Raw genomic sequence first — 20,544 nt, 5'->3', positions numbered from 1 at the left:
TTTTTTTTGATTTTATGAATATGTTTTCGAATTAAAGCAAAATCCTTTTTTTGCAACGATGCGAAACAGTTATAATTCTTGGTAACTTTTACCATTCACAATAATTTATGTTATTATCCGCCCTAATTTAATTATTGAAAGTGCCTAGATATGTCAAAAACGTTCAGTCCAACAAAGCGCCTTTTAGTTAAAGGTATTCTTGCGACTTGTTTATTGTCTGTCACTCGTGTTGGTCTTGCTTCAGCAATGGCACAAATGGTCGCTGTTCGTATTTGGCCTTCCTCTACTTACACACGAATTACGTTAGAATCCAATAGTAAGCTTAAATATAAAAGTGCTGCATTATTTAACCCAGATCGATTAGTAATCGATATTGATAATATCAATTCAAATCCTGTTTTAAAAAGTATTTCATCGAAAGTATTAAGTCACGATCCTTACATCAAATCAATTCAAGTTACCCAGCTTGATGCTAAAACGGTCAGAATCATGATCGAAGCTAAGCAAGGAATAGATCCCAATACTTTTACGTTACCCCCTGTAGCCGAATTTAAAAACCGTTTAGTCATCGATCTTTATCCTTCAAAACAATCTTCAATAACAGATGATGATCCTTTATTAGCACTGTTAGAAGAATATACAAAAGGTGATCTAAACCAACAGCAAGCTGAGATCAAACCACCCATTAATAAAAAGAAAAATAGCCCGATTATTGTGATGCTCGATCCAGGTCATGGCGGTGAAGATCCGGGTGCGATTGGCTATAACAAAACAAGAGAAAAAGATATTGTTTTACAAATTGCACGCAGAACATTTAATTTATTGAAAAAAGAGCCGAATGTTAAAGTCTATATGACCCGTAATGAAGATGTGTTTATTCCATTGAAAGTGCGAGTGGCTAAAGCACGATCTTTACATGCCGATCTTTTTATTTCTATCCATGCAGATGCATTTACCAGTCGATCAGTGAAAGGATCTTCTGTATTTTCATTATCTACTCGTGGGGCGACAAGTTCAGCAGCAAATTATTTGGCTCAAACACAAAATAATGCCGATCAAATAGGTGGCGTGAGTCGCAGTGGTGACAAATATTTAGATAATACTATTTTAGATTTAGTCCAAAAAACAACCATTAGCAACGGGGTATTATTAGGCAATGCTATATTAAATCGCTTAAAAGTCGTCAATAATCTACATAAACCTTCACTTGAAAAAGCGGGTTTTGCTGTTTTAAAAGCCCCTGATATTCCTTCTGTTTTGGTCGAAACCGCTTTTATTAGTAATATTAACGAAGAAAAAAAATTAAAAACCGCTTCTTTCCAAAATCAAGTATCAAAAGCGATTGTTAGTGGTATTAAAGATTACCTGAAAAAGCGTAAAAATTAATAGTTCTTTTTCAGGTAAGAATTAAAATTATTGTCAATTAACTTTATTAATAATCGTTAAACATCTATCCGCATTTAATTGTGGAATAGTCAGTTTAATATTCTGTTTAAGTTCAAACCCTTCAGGGATAGGATCTTGTTCACTACCTTTTAAAGCATAAAACGATCCCTGTTGATTTGGTAGATGCTGACACCAAGTAAGCATATCTTGCAATGAAGCAAACGCTCGGCTAATGACACCATCAAACTGTTGTTCGGTATAGTCTTCTATGCGGCTTTGCACCGGATTAATATTATTCAGTTTTAATTCAAATTTTACCTGTTTTAAAAAGCGGATACGTTTTCCTAAACTATCAACCAAATCAAATTGTTTATCAGGATTGATGATCGCTAATGGAATACCAGGTAACCCCGGTCCTGTTCCGACATCAATAAAATGTTCGCCCACTAAATAGGGCGATACCACTAAACTATCCATAATGTGTTTTACTAACATTTCATTGGGATCACGCACAGCAGTTAAATTATAGGCCTTATTCCACTTATTCAGCATTTCAACATACGCAATAAGCAGATCAATTTGCTGATCTGTGATCAAAAGATCTGTTTGATCAATAAGATTAGTGAGTTTCTTTTTTAACATAATTCTTCTTTTTTAAATAAACTAATAACATTGATATTGCCGCCGGTGTTATACCTGAAATACGTGAAGCTTGCCCAATCGATACCGGTTTATGCTGTTTTAATTTTGCGACAACTTCGTTTGATAATCCAGAAATTTCAGCATAATCAATATGCTCAGGAATTAATGTTTCTTCGTTACGTTTTTGGCGCTCTATTTCTTCAATTTGAAGTTTGATATATCCATCATATTTAACTTGAATTTCAACTTGTTCTGCAGCACTAGGATCAGTTAATCCAGGCGCAAATAGTGATAATGATTTCAATGTGTTATAGCTCATTTCAGGGCGTTTAAGTAACTCTTCACCATTTGCTTCTTTGGTTAAATTAGCACTTAAAACGGCATTCACTTCATCAATAGTTTCAATATGTGGATGCACCCATATATCACGTAAACGCGATCTTTCTTGTTCTATCGCTTCAAATTTTTCGTTAAATTTTTGCCAACGATAATCATCAACCATGCCTAACTTACGACCAATTTCAGTTAAGCGAATATCAGCGTTATCTTCACGTAACATCAAACGATATTCAGCACGAGAAGTAAACATTCGATAAGGTTCGTTGGTTCCTAATGTACAAAGATCATCAACCAGTACACCTAAATAAGCTTGATCACGCGTTGGATACCATTGATCTTGATCATAAACGAATCGTGCGGCATTTAAACCTGCTAACATACCTTGAGCAGCTGCCTCTTCATACCCTGTTGTCCCATTAATTTGTCCGGCTAAAAATAGCCCTTTGATCACTTTACTTTCAAGCGTAGGTTTGAGATCACGAGGATCAAAATAATCATATTCGATCGCATACCCTGGTCTGATGATATTCGCCTTTTCAAGACCTTTCATACTACGGACAAAAGCAAGTTGCGTATCAAACGGTAAACTGGTTGAGATCCCATTTGGGTATATTTCGTTACTATCTAATCCTTCTGGCTCTAAATAGATCTGATGCGAATTACGATCTGAAAAACGCATAATTTTGTCTTCAATTGAAGGACAATATCTTGGTCCTACACCTTCAATAACACCGGTATACATAGGACTTCGATCTAAGCTATTACGAATGATCTCATGTGTTGTTTCGTTTGTGCTTGTTATATAACATGGGATCTGTTTTGGATGCTGATTAGCATTACCTAAAAATGAAAATACCGGAACCGGATCATCACCATATTGTGTACCTAATTTAGAAAAATCAATTGTTCGGGCATCAATGCGAGGTGGTGTACCTGTTTTTAATCGCCCCATTCTAAATGGGTATTGATGTAATGACTTAGATAGTCCAATTGAAGCAGGATCACCTGTTCTTCCCCCACTATAATTATCAAGACCAATATGGATCTTTCCATTTAGAAAAGTACCAGCCGTTAAGACGACGGCTTTAGCTTTAAAAGAAACGCCCATTTGTGTTTTAACGCCGGTGATCTGATCGTTTTCAATGATCACATCTTCGACGGATTGTTGAAAGAGCATTAAGTTTTCTTGGTTTTCAAGCGTTGTTCTAATCACTTTTCGATAAAGCGATCGATCCGCTTGTGCACGTGTTGCCCTAACAGCAGGACCTTTGCTGCTATTAAGGATCCTAAATTGGATCCCAGCAAGATCAATAGCATGAGCCATTAAACCGCCCATGGCATCGATTTCTTTAACCAAATGACCTTTACCAATACCACCTATAGCAGGATTACATGACATTTGTCCTAATGTATTGATATTATGGGTTAAAAGTAGTGTTTTGCGGCCCATTCTTGCTGATGCCATGGCAGCTTCTGTGCCAGCATGACCACCGCCGACTATAATGACATCAAAAAGATCTGGATAAAACATATAAAGCCTCGTTGTTATTTTCTATGAAGATGATCGTTAGTTCAGACATGTTGTTTTGATCTAAATTAGCGATAGCGATTTTACTCATCTTTTTGAATACGTCAAATGATCTAATTTGATCGCCATTTAAATTAAATAAGATCTTTTATGTGATCTTTTTATTTTTATTACTACTAGTGTGGATCCTTTCTGTTGATAACTGGATATAGTAATTATTTTATAGGATCTTATTGATCGTGTAACACTGTTAATTGATCGGATCTTTGTTGATCTAAACTTGTTGATAATTAGCTTAGTTATCCACAATTGGTTTTGTCATTTAGCTTATTAATAGCCTTATCACAGCTTATTACTTTCTTTTAGCACAGAGTTATCCACAAAAATATATTTTGATTGCTTGTTTTTTGGTCTTTTTATTGGCTGTTTTTTAATAGTTTACTGATAAAATATACCGAGGAATTTTTGAATAACGATTCTTTATTTTTTTAAATTGTTCCTTTTTTATAAAATTCTTTTATTTTTACAAAAGCAAATTTATACTTAATTAGATTAATTTTTTAGTGTGAGGTTTCTTTATTACTCTTTCACAATTACCGTTGCCTTTTTCATTACCAAACAGTGAAACTTTCGATAGTTTTTATATAGGTGATAATCAATTATTACTTGATTCATTGCAAACTTTATTGGTTAAGCAAGGTTTCAATGTATTTTATATGTGGTCGGCAAGTGCTGCTGGTCGTACTCATCTATTGCATGCTTCAAGTCAAAATAAACTGGCTAGTTATATTCCTTTAAAACAGTATTTCCATCTTGTTCCCGAAATTTTACAAGGGTTGGATAATTATGATTTAGTTTGTTTAGATGATATTGATGCTATTGCAGGCAATCGGGATTGGGAAGAAGCTATTTTTGATTTATTTAACCGTCTGACTGAAAAAAATATTAGTAAATTATTGATTACTGCTAGTGCACCACCTAAGCAGGTTTCTTTTATATTACCTGATTTGGTTTCACGACTTAGTTGGGGGCAAGTTTATCAATTAAAAGAATTAAGTGATGATGATAAGCTTAAGGCGTTACAACTACGAGCACAATTAAGTGGTTTTGAATTATCGACTGAAGTTGGATTGTTTTTATTAAAGCGCGTCCATCGCGATATGCGTACCCTGTTTTCTTTGTTAGAAAAGTTTGAAGTAGCAACATTAGCGGAACAACGTAAGTTAACGATTCCTTTTATAAAAAATATTTTGGATTTGTAATATGAGTAACAAGCCAGAAGCTATCGTTTTTTTTGATTTAGATGGGACTTTATTTAATAGTCAAATAGAGGTTTTAGCAAGTTCAGTTGAGGCAATAACAAAGCTAAAGCAAAATAATATTATTCCAATGCTTGCAACAGGTCGTACACCTTGTGAAGTGACCGATTTAATGAAAAAATTGTCAATTGATTCTATTATTGGTATGAATGGGCAAATCGTTCTATATAAAGGTGAGAAAGTTTTTACGAATAATATTGATAAAGATTTGATTGCCAGAATGGATCAGTTTTCAAAACAGCAAATGAATATTCCTTTGGCTTTTTATAATGATGAAACAATGCGTATTTCTGAGTGTACTCAAGCCGCAAAAACGTTTTATCACTATCTTAAACAACCTATTCCCCCTGTTGATGATCAGCTTTATCTAAACGAACCAATTCAAATGATGTTATTGTTGTGCGAAGAAGGTGAATCTGTTTATCGTGATGTTTTTCTGGAATTAACATTTATACGTAACACACCATATTGTGTTGATGTTTTTAATCATGGTGGCTCTAAAGGCAATGGTATTAATCAGTTATTGCAAAAAAAAGGATTTACTGATGTGCCTACCTATGCATTTGGTGACGGAATGAATGATTTTGAGATGTTTACGACCGTTAATCACCCGATAGCAATGGCTAATGCTGTGGACAAATTGAAAGAACAAGCTGAATTTGTCACTGATTCCAATGATAATGATGGGATTGCAAAAGCCTTAAAAAAATTTGGTTTGATTTAAATATTGTTATTGATAAATCACCCCTAAAGATACAGCTTGGTTTGCACCAGTCACTTCTGGAATATTCGACGGAATATTATTAAGTCGACAATAAGCAAGCCAAGCGAATGCTATTGCTTCCATATCATCACTGTTTATTCCTTTTTCACTAGTAGATAACACCTCCCAATTGGGTAATAACGCAGATAGTCTTTGCATAATAAGTGGATTTTTTGCGCCTCCACCACATACTAAAAGTTCACAGGGTAATTCTGTATTGATAGATAATTTTGTTATTTCTTGCACGATAGATAATGCAGTCAATTCAACCAGTGTTGCTTGAATATCCTCAGATTTTAATGTGGTAGCTGTCAATTTTTGACGTAACCAAGATAGGTTAAACAGTTCTCGTCCTGTGCTTTTAGGGGCGGGTAATTGAAAATAATCTTCGTTTAATAACGTATTGAGGAGTTTGTAATCAATCTTTCCTGTTTTTGCCCATTTAGCATCGTTATCATAATTTTTACCAAGACAAGCCTTTATCCAACCGTCAAGCAATACATTACCCGGCCCGGTATCGTAACCGATGACGGGTTGATGAGGAATAAGTACCGTGATATTGCTTATTCCACCGATATTTACTATCACACGATTTATTGAAGTATTTTCAAGTTGTGATTTATGAAAAGCAGGCACTAAAGGTGCGCCTTGACCACCATAAGCAATATCTTTTCGTCTAAAATCAGCGACGGTAGTAATGCCTGTTAGGGCGGCAATGATATTGGCATCGCCAATTTGCATCGTAAAAGGGTTTGCACCTAATGGTGAATGGTAAATAGTTTGTCCATGACATCCAATTGCTTTAATTTTATTACGTTCTATTTTATGGTGTGTTAAAAATTGATTCACATGATGGGCATAAAGTAAGCCTAACTGATGATCCAGTTCACCTAAATCTTGTAATGAAGTCTGTTTGGTTTCACAAAGGGTCAGTAATTGTTGTTTAATAACATCTGGCAGCGAATAACATTCGCTGGCTATTGATTTAACTTTTCCTGCGGTAATATCAACTAACGCAATATCTACCCCATCCATGCTGGTACCTGACATAATACCAATGTATAAATTGTGCATAATACTAACCTTGTCGTATTATTTGGCCGGTTTTTATATCCCTAATTTCAGAAGGTGAAGCCCTGTGTCCTGTTTCACCTTGTAATATAGGAAACTGTTCACCAAATTGTAATGCCACTTCGTTTGCGGTAAAACAAGGCGGATAATTTGAAAGATTAGCACTTGTTGAAACTAAAGGTTTACCAAATAGGTCGCATAATGTACATACCAATGGATGATCAGTAACACGTACTGCAATCGAATCAAATTGACCGGTTAAAAACTGTGGGGTATTTTTATTCTTAGGAAAAATCCATGTAACTGCACCTGGCCAACTGGCATGAGCTAACTGTTTTTGTTGATAGGTCAGTGCTGACTCATCGATGTAAGGGATAAGTTGATCATAATGGCTGGCAATGAGAATTAACCCTTTTTCAATGGGACGGCGTTTTAAATCAAGCAGTTTCATTACTGCGGTTTGACAATCAGGATCGCATCCCAATCCAAAAACGGATTCGGTTGGATAAGCAACAACTTCGCCTTTTTTTAGCAAGCCATTAATTTCTTTTATTGATAATAAATTTACCATTTACAGTTGGATATAGAATTATAGGATATGAAAATCATATTAAACCGAGGTGTATTGAATTGCAAATTGGCTCTGTCTATTTTGAAATATTGTTGATACAGGAAGTAAAAATCAAAGTTAACAAGGTTACTTGATTATTGCCAATTCATTTGGGGAAAATATTGAACGGTTAATTCAACCATCTGTTGCATATTAATGATATGCAATCTTTTATCAATAAACGGATCAAGTCCACGCGCTGTTATATCATTATCTAAAATATAACAATGTTGAGTTTTTTCTAAAATAGCATTAAGCACAGGAGTATTTTGTAACGCAACAAATACGCCATTTTGCCAAAATAAGACCGCATCTTGGGCACAGATAAGTTGTGGATCGATTATTGATTGGTTATCCGTTGAAATAGTATGTAGCATGTTTTTTCACTTATTATGTCAAGACATGATATTAAAGTTAAAATTCACTCAAAAATTGAGTTCATTTTGGTTAGTACATCTTTAAAGGTTATTAGTATATAATAACAACTATTTATTAAGCAAAATATCCGTTATGAAACCTATTATTTTAGCCGACGAACAACAAACCATCTTCTTTGGAAAGCAGTTAGCAAAGCAGTGTTTAAGTTATTTATTGAATAATAATAGTACAATAGTCATTTATTTAATTGGTGAGCTTGGTGCTGGAAAAACAACATTTAGTCGTGGTTTTTTACAACAATTAGGGCATGTTGGTAATGTAAAAAGTCCAACTTATACCTTAGTGGAATCATATCAATTTGATGAATTTTCGGTTTATCATTTCGACTTATATAGGCTTTATGATCCAGAAGAACTTGAGTTTATGGGGATTCGTGAATATTTTGCTTCGCGATCTATTTCTTTAATAGAGTGGCCACAGCAAGCACAAGGCATTTTGCCAATTGCAGATATCGAAGTTCATTTAAGCTATTTAAAACTTGAACGCACAGCAACTTTATTGGCAAAAACGGAAAAAGGTCAAGCTATTATTAATCAACTACACTTAGCGAATACATGATGAAAAAACTATTTACTTTTATGATGTTATTGTTGCTTTGCAGTTCTGCTTATGCTGCTAAAGTGGTGATTGCTGTTGATGCAGGACATGGTGGCAAAGATTCAGGTGCGATAGGTAAAAATAAATTATATGAAAAGACCGTAACCCTTTCTATTGCTAAAAAACTGACTACGTTACTCAATAGCGATCCAAAATTTAAAGGTGTATTAACTCGAACGAGTGATAATTTTATTTCGGTATCCAAACGTTCAGAGATTGCGCGTAATAGTAAAGCTAATTTGCTTATATCAATTCATGCTGATGCAGCGCCGAATCGTAGTGCTACTGGTGCCTCAGTGTGGGTATTATCAACTAAGCGAGCTGATACTGAACTTGGTCGTTGGATTGAGCAAGAGGAAAAACAGTCACAATTATTAGGTGGCGCAGGTGATGCACTAAGCGATGGACATGATGCTCATTTAAGTCAAGCGGTACTTGATTTGCAATTTTCTTATTCACAACGTGTAGGCTATGAGTTAGCGACACAAGTGTTAAAAGCGATGAATGGTACAATCAAATTGCATAAAAATAAACCTGAGCATGCAAGTTTAGGTGTATTGCGATCCCCAGATATTCCATCAATTTTAATTGAAGTTGGTTTTATATCAAATGTGGGCGAAGAAAAATTAATTGGTAGTAGTGCGCATCAAGATAAAATTGCCAAAGCAATTTATCTAGGTATAAAAAATTATGTAAAGCAAAATCCTAAATTTGGAGAAAGACATTAATGGCTATTCATATTCTATCACCTCAGTTAGCAAATCAAATTGCAGCTGGCGAAGTGGTAGAGCGTCCGGCGTCGGTTATTAAAGAATTAATTGAAAATAGTTTAGATGCTGGTAGTACGCAAATTGATATTGATTTGGAACAGGGTGGATGTAAATTAATCCGCGTTCGAGATAATGGTTGTGGAATTAATAAAAGTGAATTAGCCTTAGCGTTAGCTCGTCATGCAACCAGCAAAATTAATACTTTAGATGACTTGGAAGCGATTGTAAGTCTTGGATTTAGAGGAGAAGCGCTTGCTAGTATCAGTTCAGTTTCTCGATTAACTTTAACTTCTCGTACTGCTGAACAATCTGAAGCCTGGCAAGTTTATGCTGAAGGTCGTGATATGTCCCCCACCATTAAACCTGCAGCACATCCAGTGGGTTCAACAGTTGAAGTATTGGATCTATTTTATAATACACCTGCTAGACGTCGCTTTTTGAAAACCGAAAAAACAGAATTTATGCATATTGAAGAGTTTATCAGACGTATTGCGTTGGCGCGTCCTGATGTGACATTTAACTTGCAACATAATGGTAAATTAGTTAAACAATATCGTGCATCTGAGTTAGACAAGCGCGTTGAATCAGTGTGTGGACGTGCTTTCATTCAAAAAGCAGTCAAGTTAGATTGGCAACATGATGATTTGTTGATTCAAGGATGGGTTGCAAGTAGTCAAGTAAGCGATCTACAATATTTTTATGTTAACGGGCGCGTAATTAAAGATAAATTACTTAATCACGCTTTACGGCAAGCTTATGTAAGTCGTACAAATGAACAACAAAGTTATGTTGTATTTTTACAGCTTGATCCAAAGCAAGTTGATGTGAATGTTCATCCAGCTAAACATGAAGTTCGTTTTCATGAGGCTAGACTTGTTCATGATTTTGTTTATCAAACTATTGTTATGGCATTGGAGTCGTCAGTTGAATCCATATTACCTTTAGAGGATAATCAAACTAAAATCGCTATTACACCGAATAGACAAGCGGCGGGTGATAACATTTTTAATCGACAAACTAACCTGACATCTTATTCTACCAATAAGCCATTTCCTCAAAAGATAACCAATAATGTAAAAGAAAATAATGCACTGTACGGACAACTTGTTAATGTTGATGCCCAGCAAAACAGTCAGAATCAAAAACAAAAACAACAGATTGATTTACCACAGGAACATCACATTACTGAACCACAAAAAGCGGTGATTGAAACTTTATTCCCGAAACGAACAACACCTTTACAGTCATCATTACAACACCAATTTGATAGTTCATCATTAGTGCAATTTGGTCGAGTTTTAACTGTTATTCAACCCGATATCGCATTACTTGAAAAATACGAAGACAGTGAGCAAAAACTAATGTTAATGAAGCTAGCTGTTGCAAAGCAAAAAGTGAATGCGATTAAATTATTATCGCAAGAATCTGAAAAACTACTGATTCCATTAACCATTTTAATTAATCGCAAAGAAGAGCAAGTTCTAACTCACTATAAGGCACAATTAACCTTTTTAGGCTTTGATTTTTATTTTGAAAAAGCAAAATTACATTTGCAAAACGTTCCTAAAATGTTACGTACGACAAATTGGCAACAGTTATTACCAGCTTTAATTACTTTTTTATCAGCTGAAAATACAACTATCGATCCTACTCAAATTGCCAGTTGGTTAGCTATTGAATGCGAAGATAACAGTATGGTTAGTTGGAGTGTAGCTAACGTAATTCAATTGCTTGCTCAATTAGAACAGATAGATATTAAACTGTTAGATCAAGAAACGTTTTTATACACTATTGATATTCAAACTATTACCCAATCAATTTTATTATGAGTAAACCAAAAATTATTTCGTTAATGGGGCCCACTGCATCAGGTAAAACGGCCTTTGCTATGGCGCTTTATGATCGTTATCCTATCGATATAATTAGTGTGGATTCTGCGCTTATTTATCGTGGAATGAATATTGGCACAGCAAAACCTACACAATCCGAATTACAAAAATATCCTCATAAATTGATTGATATCTGCGATCCATCTGAAAGTTATTCTGCTGCAAATTTTCGATCTGATGCGATTTCAGCAATTGAAAACACCTTGAATAATGGTCGAATTCCACTATTAGTGGGGGGAACGATGCTCTATTTCAAAGCTTTAATTGAGGGGCTTTCACCTCTGCCAGCAGCGAATAGTGAAATACGTCAGCAAATTGAAGAAAAAGCCAATAAATATGGTTGGCAATCGATTCACGAAGAGTTAAAAAAAGTCGATCCCGTTTCGGCAAGTCGAATTCATCCTAATGATCCACAGCGTCTTAATCGTGCTTTGGAAGTTTATTTAATTTCCGGAAAAAGTTTAACTGAATTGACACAACATAGTGGTGAACTATTACCTTACAATATTATGCAATTTGCCATCATGCCACCAGATAGAGCGGAGTTGCATCAACGTATAGAACAACGTTTTTTACAAATGTTAGAACTCGGCTTTGAAGATGAAGTTAAACGATTAATGGAACGTGGAGATTTACATCCAAATTTACCTTCTATACGTTGTGTCGGTTATCGTCAAATGTGGGAATATTTAAGTGGTGAAATAAGTTATGATGAAATGGTCTTTAAAGGGATTTGTGCCACACGGCAATTAGCGAAAAGACAGATTACCTGGCTCAGGGGCTGGAAGCAACCAATCACATGGTTAAATGGGGATAATATGGATTCTGTTTTCCAAAAAATAGAATGATGTCAATTGTTTTAATTTTCTTTTTTAACCTTTTAAGTTAGAATAGAAAATTGCATTTTCTTAAAATTTTTTGGATAATTGTCAAGATTCGGTATAATTTTTGTATTTTTTAGTTTAAATACATTAAAATTTTAGTTATTTGTGCATTAATCGCTTTTCGTTAGTTTTATAGCGATGCTTTTTATGTTATTTTGATAATACAGAAGTATCTTATGTCGCATTAAATACTATTATTTTTTGCATTTACAATTATTTTATCTTCATTATTATTTCATCTATAAAGGATAAACTCATGTCAAAAGGGCAGTCATTACAAGATCCTTATTTAAATTTGCTTCGTCGCGAGCATATTCCTGTCTCAATTTATTTAGTCAACGGGATCAAATTACAAGGTCAAATTGAATCATTCGATCAATTTGTTATTTTATTAAAGAATACGGTAAGCCAAATGGTTTACAAACATGCTATTTCAACAGTCGTACCATCAAGACCTATTTCAGGGTTGGTATCTCAGCCTGAAGAGGAAGCTGAAAGCTGATAAATTCAGTGGAGAGTTCGATTGTTTGAACGATATAAAGGTGGTGAATCCGCCTTATTAGTGCATGTGTTCTTTCCTAAAGAAAGCGATATTGAGGATCTTAAAGAGTTTGAAATATTAGTTTCTTCAGCTCAGATAGATATTCTCGATATCGTGACAACTTCAAGAAAGTTGCCTCAAGCCAAATATTTTATTGGTGAAGGTAAAGCTATTGAAATTGCTCAAAAAGTGAAAGAATTAGATGCCTCTGTTATTTTAGTCAATCATACCCTAACGCCTACCCAAGAACGAAACCTCGAAAAATTGTGTGAATGTCGTGTTATCGATAGAACTGGATTGATTCTTGATATTTTTGCACAACGCGCAAGAACCCATGAAGGAAAATTACAAGTTGAATTAGCTCAATTACAGTATTTATCGACACGTTTAGTTCGTGGTTGGACTCATCTTGAGCGACAAAAAGGGGGAATTGGGTTAAGAGGTCCAGGTGAAACTCAATTAGAAACCGATAGACGATTAATTCGTCATCGTATTCAATTAATCTTATCTAAACTTGCCAAAGTTGAAAAACAGCGCAATCAAAACAGACAATCTCGAAATAAAGCAGATATTCCGACTATATCTTTAGTGGGTTATACTAATGCCGGTAAATCAACACTGTTTAATACATTAACACATGCGGATGTTTATGCCGCAGATCAATTATTTGCAACACTTGATCCAACTTTACGCCGAATAGTTGTTGATGATGTAGGTGAAGTCGTGCTGGCTGACACGGTTGGTTTTATACGCCATTTACCGCATGATCTTATTGCTGCATTTAAAGCAACCTTGCTTGAAACTCAAGAAGCAGCTTTATTATTACATATTGTTGATGCCGCTGATCCCAACTTTTTAGATAACATGCAAGCGGTTGATGAGGTTTTGTTGGAAATAGACGCTGATGAAATTCCAACATTATTAGTCATGAATAAAATTGATTTAATCGAAGATAAACAGCCAAGTATTGATCGTGATTCAAATGGTGTACCAATTCGTGTTTGGATTTCTGCTGAAAATGGTTTAGGATTAGATCTCTTATTTACGGCATTAACAGAAAGACTTGCTAGGCAAATTCAAGTTTGCCAATTAAACTTACCAATTCATTTAGCAAAACTAAGAAGCCGTCTATATCAGCTAAATGCAGTTGAACACGAAGTAATTAATAGCGATGGTAGCTTCCATTTAGATGTAAGAATGCCTGCAATTGAATGGAACCGTTTGTGTAAACAAGAGCCAGATCTGTTATACTTAATCAATACGCAAAATAACAACTAATTGTTTAATGGAGCATATAAAATATGGCGTGGAATCAGCCCGGCAATAACGGACAAGATAACGATCCATGGGGTAATAATAATAAAAAACCATCTAACTTATCCGGCGGTTTTTTTGATAAAATTAATGACCTCTTAAAAAAAGGTAATTCAGGCAACAATGGCGGATCTTCGGCTAATAAATTTCCGCTAAGTGTCATTATTGTTGTCATACTTATCATTTTACTCCTTATCTGGGGGGCAAGTGGTTTTTACACCATAAATCAAAGCCAACGTGGTGTAATTACTCGTTTTGGTCAAGTTCAACCTGAAATTATTCAACCCGGATTGAATTGGAGAATACCATTAGTAGACAAAGTTTATCCTGTTGATACTCAAGGTACTAAAAATTTCAATGTAAAAGGATTTATCGTCACGACAGGTGAAAATCTAGTGTTTGTTGAGATGAACGTACAATATCGTATTAATAATCCTCTAAAATATTTATTCAATGTCACAAATGTAGAAGATAGTCTGCGACAAGCGGCTGATAGTGCACTTAGAACCGCTGTCGGTAGTTCAAATATTGACGCAATTATTTCAGATGGACGCTCTGTACTTGAAAGTAGTACTAAAGATGAATTAGTCAATGTGATTACGCATTATGATATGGGTATAAATATTGTTGATTTGAACTTCCAAGTAGCGCGTCCACCAGATGAAGTTCAAGATGCTTATGATGATGCTATTCGTGCTCAAGGTGATAGTGAGCGTGAAATTAAAAAGGCTGAAGCAGATAAAGTCCAAATTGTGCAACAAGCAGAAGGTCGCTCAGCGAGAATTTTGGCCGATGCTAATGCTTATAAAGTCCGTGTTGAACTTGAAGCAGCGGGTGATGTTGCGCGCTTCGAAAAAATCCTACCTCAATATAAAGCAGCTCCTGAAATCACTAAAGAACGTTTGTATATTGAAACAATGGAAAGAGTATTAACCAAAACCAATAAAGTCATTGTTAATGATAAAAGTGGTAACATTATGGTATTACCTTTAGAAAAGTTATTTCAAAATAAAGAAATGACAAATTCTAATCCATCAACATCATCAAGTATCACTAGTGATTATAATTTTAATGTGTCTTCTTCTGATGCCGTAAAAAATCAGTCTCAAACGGCATCTGAATCACCAAAAGCAAATAACAGTAACAATAACTCAAACAGCGTAAGAAATACTACGCGGACTATGGGACGTTAAGGAGAAAATTATGCGAAAATTATTAATTCCTATAGTTTTAATATTAATAGGTGTATATATTTCAAGCGTTTATGTTATTGAAGAAGGTACACGAGGTGTTGTTTTAAGATTCAATAAAATCATTGGATTATCTGAGCCTGGTTTACATTTTAAAATCCCGGGCATGGATACAGTTAAAGTAATTGATGCCAAAATTCAAACGACTAATAGCTCTAATAACAATAAAGAACAACGATTTTTTAATGTGCAAAAGAAAGAATTAATCGTCGACTATTTTGTGCAATGGAAAATTATTGATTTCAATCGTTATTATGAAACAGTCGCTGGTGGTAATAATGTTGAAGACTTATTATTAGCAAGACTAAACGGTCGTTTACGTGCTGAGATTGGTAAATTAAGTAATAAAGATATTATCAATGATTCTAATGCGGATACACAATCTCGTAATTCTTTGATGAATCGCGTTAAAGATGCGCTAAATGGCGGTGTTCAAGAAGTAACTGAAAATGTATCATCGGATGAACATAAAGAAATAGAAAGTAATAAAACAAGCTTACGTGCATTTGGTGTTGAAGTTATCGATGTGCGAATTAAGCAAATTAACTTTCCTGCTGAAGTTTCTGGTTCTATCTATGCCAGAATGCGAGCTGAACGTGAAGTTATTGCACGAGATAAGCGTTTTGAAGGTGTGAGAAAAGCCGAAGAGACTAGAGCAGATGCGACATTACAAGAAACAAAAATACTTTCGGAAGCTGAACGTCAATCACGTGCGATTCGTGGTGAAGGTGATGCCGTTGCAGCTAAACTTTATGCGGATGCTTTTGGTAAGGATAGAGAATTTTTTAGTTTTATTCGAAGCTTAAAAGCTTATGAACAAAGTTTTTCTGGTAATGATGTAATGGTCATTAGTCCAGATAGTGAATTTTTTCAATACATGAAATTAAAATCTAATAACTAACAGAATGAGTAAAAGTCTATGAGTAATAATGTTGTTGTGTTAGGAACACAATGGGGTGATGAAGGCAAAGGTAAAGTTGTTGATTTACTCACAGAAAAAGCAAAATATGTTGTCCGTTATCAAGGTGGGCACAATGCAGGACATACATTAGTCATTAATGGTGAGAAAACAGTATTACATCTTATTCCCTCAGGAATATTACGTAATGATGTTATTAGTATCATTGCCAATGGTGTTGTACTTTGTCCTGATGCTTTAATGAAAGAGATGAAAGAGTTAGAAGATAAAGGCATACCTGTTAAAGAAAGATTACTCATTTCGGAATCATGTCCTTTAATTTTGCCTTATCATATTGCGCTTGATCAAGCTCGTGAAAAAGCCCGTGGAACTAAAGCGATTGGGACAACAGGTCGTGGGATTGGTCCGGCATATGAAGATAAAGTGGCTCGCCGTGGTCTTCGTGTAGGCGATTTACGTGATCGCCAAGCATTTGCAGAAAAATTGAAAGAAGTGATGGAATATCATAACTTCCAATTAGTCAACTATTACAAAGCAGAAGCGGTTGACTACCAAAAAGTGCTAGATGACACATTAGCGATTGCTGATATTTTAATTGCCATGATAGCTGATATTCCTGCACTGTTAGAAGAAGCTCGCAAAAAAGGCGAAAGAATTATGTTTGAAGGTGCACAAGGTACATTACTTGATATTGATCATGGTACTTACCCTTTTGTGACTTCATCAAATACTACTGCTGGTGGGGTAGCAACGGGTTCAGGCTTTGGACCTCGTTATGTCGGTTATGTTCTGGGAATTGTAAAAGCTTATTCTACTCGTGTTGGCGCGGGCCCTTTTCCAACAGAACTTTTCGATGAGGTTGGCGAGTATCTTTGTAAACAAGGGAATGAATTTGGTGCTACAACAGGACGCCGTCGCCGTACAGGATGGCTTGATGCGGTCGCTGTTAGAAAAGCAGTGCAACTTAATTCGGTTTCAGGTTTCTGTTTAACTAAACTTGATGTATTAGACGGATTAAAAGAAGTTAAAATCTGTGTGGGTTATCAATTACCTAATGGCGATGTGATAAAAAACGCCCCAGCTTCGGCTGAAGAGTGGAGTTTAGTTAAACCTGTTTATGAGTCGATGTCTGGTTGGAACGAGTCAACTTTTGGTATTAAAAGCTATGATGCTTTACCACAAGCAGCAAAAGCTTATATTAAAAGGATTGAAGAATTAACCGAGACGCCAATTGATATTATTTCAACGGGCCCTGATCGAAGTGAAACGATGATTCTACGTGATCCATACCAAGCTTAATAATAAATTAATAAAAATCGGGAAATTATCCCGATTTTTTGTTTTTGCAAATAAATAATTGTGGTTGAGGAAAGTATGTCTAAAATAGGAACGCCATTATCGGTAACGGCGACGAAAGTCTTAATTTGTGGTGCAGGTGAACTGGCTAAAGAGGTTGCTATTGAATTACAGCGGTTTGGTTGTGAGGTGATTGCCGTTGATCGTTATGCCAACGCACCTGCAATGCAAGTTGCGCATCGTTACTATATTATCGACATGTTAAACGGTCATGAGCTAAAAAGTGTAATTGAAAAAGAAAAACCAGATTATATCGTGCCAGAAATTGAAGCCATTGCAACGGATACATTAGTAGAAATAGAACAACAAGGTTTTACTGTTATTCCTACCGCAAAAGCAACGCAATTAACGATGGATCGAGAAGGGATTCGTCGTTTAGCCGCTGAAAAATTAAAATTACCGACTTCTCCTTATCGATTTGCGACAAATTTTATAGAGTTTGAAAAAGCCGTTACTGAAATTGGTTTTCCTTGTTTGATTAAACCTGTAATGAGTTCATCTGGTAAAGGACAATCTTTATTACAAAATAATAATGGCCTAGAATCTGCATGGCGATATGCTCAAGAAGGTGGGCGAGCAGGCAGTGGTAAAGTCATTATTGAAGGTTTTATCGATTTTGATTATGAAATTACCTTATTAACAGTAAGACATATTAATGGCGTATCTTATTGTGAACCGATTGGACATCGACAAGAAAATGGTGATTATCGTGAATCTTGGCAACCACAACACATGTCATCCCAAGCACTAAACTTAGCAAAAGAGATTGCATCAAAAATAACGGAAGCATTAGGTGGTAGAGGATTATTTGGGGTTGAGTTATTTGTAAAAGGTGATCAAGTATGGTTTAGTGAAATTTCACCTCGTCCTCATGACACAGGAATGGTGACTTTAATATCACAAAATCTATCCGAATTTTCGTTACATGTAAGAGCTATTTTAGGATTGCCTATTCCAACGATTGAACAATATGGGGCGAGTGCGTCTGCTGTTTTAATGGTAGAAGGTGACTCAAATCAAGTTTCTTATATTCATTTGGCCAAAGCACTAAGCGTTGAACAAACCGATCTACGACTGTTTGGTAAACCTGAGGTTAAAGGGGTAAGAAGAATGGGAGTTGCATTAGCAAGAGCAAATAATATAAACGATGCGATAGAAAAAGCTAAACAGGTTACAAATCAGATAAAATTTATACTATAACGCCTTGTTTTGAATAAAAAGCAATCACTCGACCCAAAAATAATAAAAAAACCAAAATAAGGGTTGACGACATCAAGTGAAGTGAGTAACATACGCAACCCTTGAGACAGCAAACTAAATCAACAAAACTTGATAAGGTAAAAAAGCTGTCAGCTCTTTAAAAAGAAGAAACAGACAATCTGTGTGGGCACTTGCGAGACGAAAGAATAAAGTCTACGGACTGAAAAAATTAAGTCTTGATAAGTGACACTGAAGATTCATTTGAATATGTCAGAGACAGTTATTGAGCATCAAACTTTAAATTGAAGAGTTTGATCATGGCTCAGATTGAACGCTGGCGGCAGGCTTAACACATGCAAGTCGAACGGTAACATGAGTGCTTGCACTTGATGACGAGTGGCGGACGGGTGAGTAAGGTATGGGGATCTGCCAAATGGAGGGGGACAACAGTTGGAAACGACTGCTAATACCGCATAAAGTTGAGAGACCAAAGTACGGTTCCGCAAGGACGTGCGCCATTTGATGAACCCATATGGGATTAGCTAGTTGGTGGGGTAAGGGCTCACCAAGGCGACGATCTCTAGCTGGTCTGAGAGGATGACCAGCCACACTGGAACTGAGACACGGTCCAGACTCCTACGGGAGGCAGCAGTGGGGAATATTGCACAATGGGGGGAACCCTGATGCAGCCATGCCGCGTGTATGAAGAAGGCCTTCGGGTTGTAAAGTACTTTCGGTAGTGAGGAAGTTGTGTGTATGAAAAGTGCATGCAATTGACGTTAGCTACAGAAGAAGCACCGGCTAACTCCGTGCCAGCAGCCGCGGTAATACGGAGGGTGCGAGCGTTAATCGGAATGACTGGGCGTAAAGGGCATGTAGGCGGATAATTAAGTTAGGTGTGAAAGCCCCGGGCTCAACCTGGGAATTGCACTTAAAACTGGTTATCTGGAGTATTGTAGAGGAAGGTAGAATTCCACGTGTAGCGGTGAAATGCGTAGAGATGTGGAGGAATACCGGTGGCGAAGGCGGCCTTCTGGACAGATACTGACGCTGAGATGCGAAAGCGTGGGGAGCAAACAGGATTAGATACCCTGGTAGTCCACGCTGTAAACGATGTCGATTTGGAGTTTGTTGCCCTGAGTGATGGGCTCCGAAGCTAACGCGATAAATCGACCGCCTGGGGAGTACGGCCGCAAGGTTAAAACTCAAATGAATTGACGGGGGCCCGCACAAGCGGTGGAGCATGTGGTTTAATTCGATGCAACGCGAAGAACCTTACCTGGTCTTGACATCCACAGAATCTGGCAGAGATGCTGGAGTGCCTTCGGGAACTGTGAGACAGGTGCTGCATGGCTGTCGTCAGCTCGTGTTGTGAAATGTTGGGTTAAGTCCCGCAACGAGCGCAACCCTTATCCTTTGTTGCCAGCGATTAGGTCGGGAACTCAAAGGAGACTGCCGTTGATAAAGCGGAGGAAGGTGGGGACGACGTCAAGTCATCATGGCCCTTACGACCAGGGCTACACACGTGCTACAATGGCGTATACAAAGGGAGGCGACCTCGCGAGAGCAAGCGGACCTCAGAAAGTACGTCTAAGTCCGGATTGGAGTCTGCAACTCGACTCCATGAAGTCGGAATCGCTAGTAATCGTGAATCAGAATGTCACGGTGAATACGTTCCCGGGCCTTGTACACACCGCCCGTCACACCATGGGAGTGGGTTGCACCAGA

17 protein-coding genes, 1 rRNA gene and 1 pseudogene are annotated in these 20,544 nt (G+C 36.5%); 14 read left to right on the top strand and 5 right to left on the bottom strand.

Translation table 11 applies throughout. From position 1 onward, the window contains the following. The first annotated feature begins 150 nt into the window (after positions 1-150). Positions 151-1,386 carry an N-acetylmuramoyl-L-alanine amidase gene (locus A9G10_RS04720; protein ID WP_065558466.1) on the top strand — a complete coding sequence of 412 codons (1,236 nt, stop codon included), beginning with the start codon at positions 151-153 and terminating at the stop codon, positions 1,384-1,386. A 33-nt stretch (positions 1,387-1,419) separates the two neighbouring features. Here the strand turns inward: A9G10_RS04720 and rsmG are convergent, their stop codons facing one another. Continuing rightward, positions 1,420-2,028: a 16S rRNA (guanine(527)-N(7))-methyltransferase RsmG gene (gene rsmG, locus A9G10_RS04715; RefSeq protein WP_065558465.1), complete on the bottom strand. Its 609-nt coding sequence runs from the start codon at positions 2,026-2,028 to the stop codon at positions 1,420-1,422. Next, positions 2,006-3,898 (bottom strand): tRNA uridine-5-carboxymethylaminomethyl(34) synthesis enzyme MnmG, encoded by a 1,893-nt coding sequence (gene mnmG / locus A9G10_RS04710; protein WP_065558464.1) that lies wholly within the window; start codon positions 3,896-3,898, stop codon positions 2,006-2,008. The genes rsmG and mnmG overlap by 23 nt, the downstream gene beginning before the upstream one ends. 575 nt (positions 3,899-4,473) lie before the next feature. Between mnmG and hda the strand changes: the two genes are divergently transcribed. Together hda and A9G10_RS04700 are read left to right on the top strand one after the other, a co-directional pair. Further along, the gene (gene hda / locus A9G10_RS04705; protein ID WP_081299048.1) at positions 4,474-5,157 is read left to right on the top strand and encodes a DnaA inactivator Hda; all 684 of its coding nucleotides are present in this window, start codon (positions 4,474-4,476) and stop codon (positions 5,155-5,157) included. 1 nt (position 5,158) lies between these two features. Next, the gene (locus A9G10_RS04700) at positions 5,159-5,938 is read left to right on the top strand and encodes a Cof-type HAD-IIB family hydrolase (RefSeq protein WP_065558462.1); all 780 of its coding nucleotides are present in this window, start codon (positions 5,159-5,161) and stop codon (positions 5,936-5,938) included. Positions 5,939-5,944: 6 nt separating this feature from the next. Here the strand turns inward: A9G10_RS04700 and A9G10_RS04695 are convergent, their stop codons facing one another. From A9G10_RS04695 to tusB, 3 genes are all read right to left on the bottom strand, one after another. After that, positions 5,945-7,051 carry an anhydro-N-acetylmuramic acid kinase gene (locus A9G10_RS04695; protein ID WP_065558461.1) on the bottom strand — a complete coding sequence of 369 codons (1,107 nt, stop codon included), beginning with the start codon at positions 7,049-7,051 and terminating at the stop codon, positions 5,945-5,947. A gap of 4 nt (positions 7,052-7,055) precedes the next feature. Beyond that, positions 7,056-7,619, bottom strand: coding sequence for a Sua5/YciO/YrdC/YwlC family protein (locus A9G10_RS04690; protein WP_065558460.1), 564 nt, complete (start codon positions 7,617-7,619; stop codon positions 7,056-7,058). Between the two features lie 134 nt (positions 7,620-7,753). Next, the gene (gene tusB, locus A9G10_RS04685) at positions 7,754-8,035 is read right to left on the bottom strand and encodes a sulfurtransferase complex subunit TusB (RefSeq protein WP_065558459.1); all 282 of its coding nucleotides are present in this window, start codon (positions 8,033-8,035) and stop codon (positions 7,754-7,756) included. A gap of 133 nt (positions 8,036-8,168) precedes the next feature. On the opposite strand from tusB, the gene tsaE reads away from it, so the two are divergent. The 11 genes and pseudogenes from tsaE to A9G10_RS04630 form a co-directional block, all read left to right on the top strand. Further along, the gene (tsaE, locus tag A9G10_RS04680; RefSeq protein WP_065558458.1) at positions 8,169-8,654 is read left to right on the top strand and encodes a tRNA (adenosine(37)-N6)-threonylcarbamoyltransferase complex ATPase subunit type 1 TsaE; all 486 of its coding nucleotides are present in this window, start codon (positions 8,169-8,171) and stop codon (positions 8,652-8,654) included. A 41-nt stretch (positions 8,655-8,695) separates the two neighbouring features. After that, positions 8,696-9,400: pseudogene (locus A9G10_RS04675) on the top strand (N-acetylmuramoyl-L-alanine amidase); the annotation flags it as partial. A gap of 20 nt (positions 9,401-9,420) precedes the next feature. After that, positions 9,421-11,292 (top strand): DNA mismatch repair endonuclease MutL, encoded by a 1,872-nt coding sequence (gene mutL / locus A9G10_RS04670; RefSeq protein ID WP_065558456.1) that lies wholly within the window; start codon positions 9,421-9,423, stop codon positions 11,290-11,292. After that, positions 11,289-12,200 carry a tRNA (adenosine(37)-N6)-dimethylallyltransferase MiaA gene (gene miaA / locus A9G10_RS04665; protein ID WP_065558455.1) on the top strand — a complete coding sequence of 304 codons (912 nt, stop codon included), beginning with the start codon at positions 11,289-11,291 and terminating at the stop codon, positions 12,198-12,200. The genes mutL and miaA overlap by 4 nt, the downstream gene beginning before the upstream one ends. A 292-nt stretch (positions 12,201-12,492) precedes the next feature. Further along, positions 12,493-12,738: an RNA chaperone Hfq gene (gene hfq, locus A9G10_RS04660; protein WP_065558454.1), complete on the top strand. Its 246-nt coding sequence runs from the start codon at positions 12,493-12,495 to the stop codon at positions 12,736-12,738. A gap of 21 nt (positions 12,739-12,759) precedes the next feature. Beyond that, a complete protein-coding gene (hflX, locus tag A9G10_RS04655) occupies positions 12,760-14,055 on the top strand; it encodes a ribosome rescue GTPase HflX (protein WP_065558453.1) in 1,296 nt (431 codons plus the stop codon). A 23-nt stretch (positions 14,056-14,078) separates the two neighbouring features. Further along, entirely contained in the window at positions 14,079-15,284 is a 1,206-nt protein-coding gene (hflK, locus tag A9G10_RS04650) for an FtsH protease activity modulator HflK (protein WP_065558452.1), read from the top strand. A 10-nt stretch (positions 15,285-15,294) separates the two neighbouring features. Then, positions 15,295-16,242 (top strand): protease modulator HflC, encoded by a 948-nt coding sequence (gene hflC, locus A9G10_RS04645; protein ID WP_065558451.1) that lies wholly within the window; start codon positions 15,295-15,297, stop codon positions 16,240-16,242. An 18-nt stretch (positions 16,243-16,260) separates the two neighbouring features. Beyond that, positions 16,261-17,559 (top strand): adenylosuccinate synthase, encoded by a 1,299-nt coding sequence (locus A9G10_RS04640; protein WP_065558450.1) that lies wholly within the window; start codon positions 16,261-16,263, stop codon positions 17,557-17,559. A 75-nt stretch (positions 17,560-17,634) separates the two neighbouring features. Next, positions 17,635-18,816: a formate-dependent phosphoribosylglycinamide formyltransferase gene (gene purT, locus A9G10_RS04635; RefSeq protein ID WP_065558449.1), complete on the top strand. Its 1,182-nt coding sequence runs from the start codon at positions 17,635-17,637 to the stop codon at positions 18,814-18,816. A gap of 299 nt (positions 18,817-19,115) precedes the next feature. Continuing rightward, positions 19,116-20,544, top strand: a 16S ribosomal RNA gene (locus A9G10_RS04630); the annotation flags it as partial.

This window comes from Gilliamella sp. wkB308 (genome assembly GCF_001690185.1).
Classification (GTDB): domain Bacteria; phylum Pseudomonadota; class Gammaproteobacteria; order Enterobacterales; family Orbaceae; genus Gilliamella; species Gilliamella apicola_I.
This window is presented reverse-complemented; position numbering and strand designations above follow the sequence as displayed.

Coding starts and splice junctions, on each gene's coding strand:
- A9G10_RS04700 (WP_065558462.1), top strand. CDS start 5,159: ATGAGTAACAAGCCAGAAGCTATCGTTTTTTTTGATTTAGATGGGACT.
- hfq (WP_065558454.1), top strand. CDS start 12,493: ATGTCAAAAGGGCAGTCATTACAAGATCCTTATTTAAATTTGCTTCGT.
- hflK (WP_065558452.1), top strand. CDS start 14,079: ATGGCGTGGAATCAGCCCGGCAATAACGGACAAGATAACGATCCATGG.
- tusB (WP_065558459.1), bottom strand. CDS start 8,035: ATGCTACATACTATTTCAACGGATAACCAATCAATAATCGATCCACAA.
- hflC (WP_065558451.1), top strand. CDS start 15,295: ATGCGAAAATTATTAATTCCTATAGTTTTAATATTAATAGGTGTATAT.
- A9G10_RS04695 (WP_065558461.1), bottom strand. CDS start 7,051: ATGCACAATTTATACATTGGTATTATGTCAGGTACCAGCATGGATGGG.
- mutL (WP_065558456.1), top strand. CDS start 9,421: ATGGCTATTCATATTCTATCACCTCAGTTAGCAAATCAAATTGCAGCT.
- A9G10_RS04720 (WP_065558466.1), top strand. CDS start 151: ATGTCAAAAACGTTCAGTCCAACAAAGCGCCTTTTAGTTAAAGGTATT.
- miaA (WP_065558455.1), top strand. CDS start 11,289: ATGAGTAAACCAAAAATTATTTCGTTAATGGGGCCCACTGCATCAGGT.
- purT (WP_065558449.1), top strand. CDS start 17,635: ATGTCTAAAATAGGAACGCCATTATCGGTAACGGCGACGAAAGTCTTA.
- tsaE (WP_065558458.1), top strand. CDS start 8,169: ATGAAACCTATTATTTTAGCCGACGAACAACAAACCATCTTCTTTGGA.
- A9G10_RS04640 (WP_065558450.1), top strand. CDS start 16,261: ATGAGTAATAATGTTGTTGTGTTAGGAACACAATGGGGTGATGAAGGC.
- rsmG (WP_065558465.1), bottom strand. CDS start 2,028: ATGTTAAAAAAGAAACTCACTAATCTTATTGATCAAACAGATCTTTTG.
- A9G10_RS04690 (WP_065558460.1), bottom strand. CDS start 7,619: ATGGTAAATTTATTATCAATAAAAGAAATTAATGGCTTGCTAAAAAAA.
- mnmG (WP_065558464.1), bottom strand. CDS start 3,898: ATGTTTTATCCAGATCTTTTTGATGTCATTATAGTCGGCGGTGGTCAT.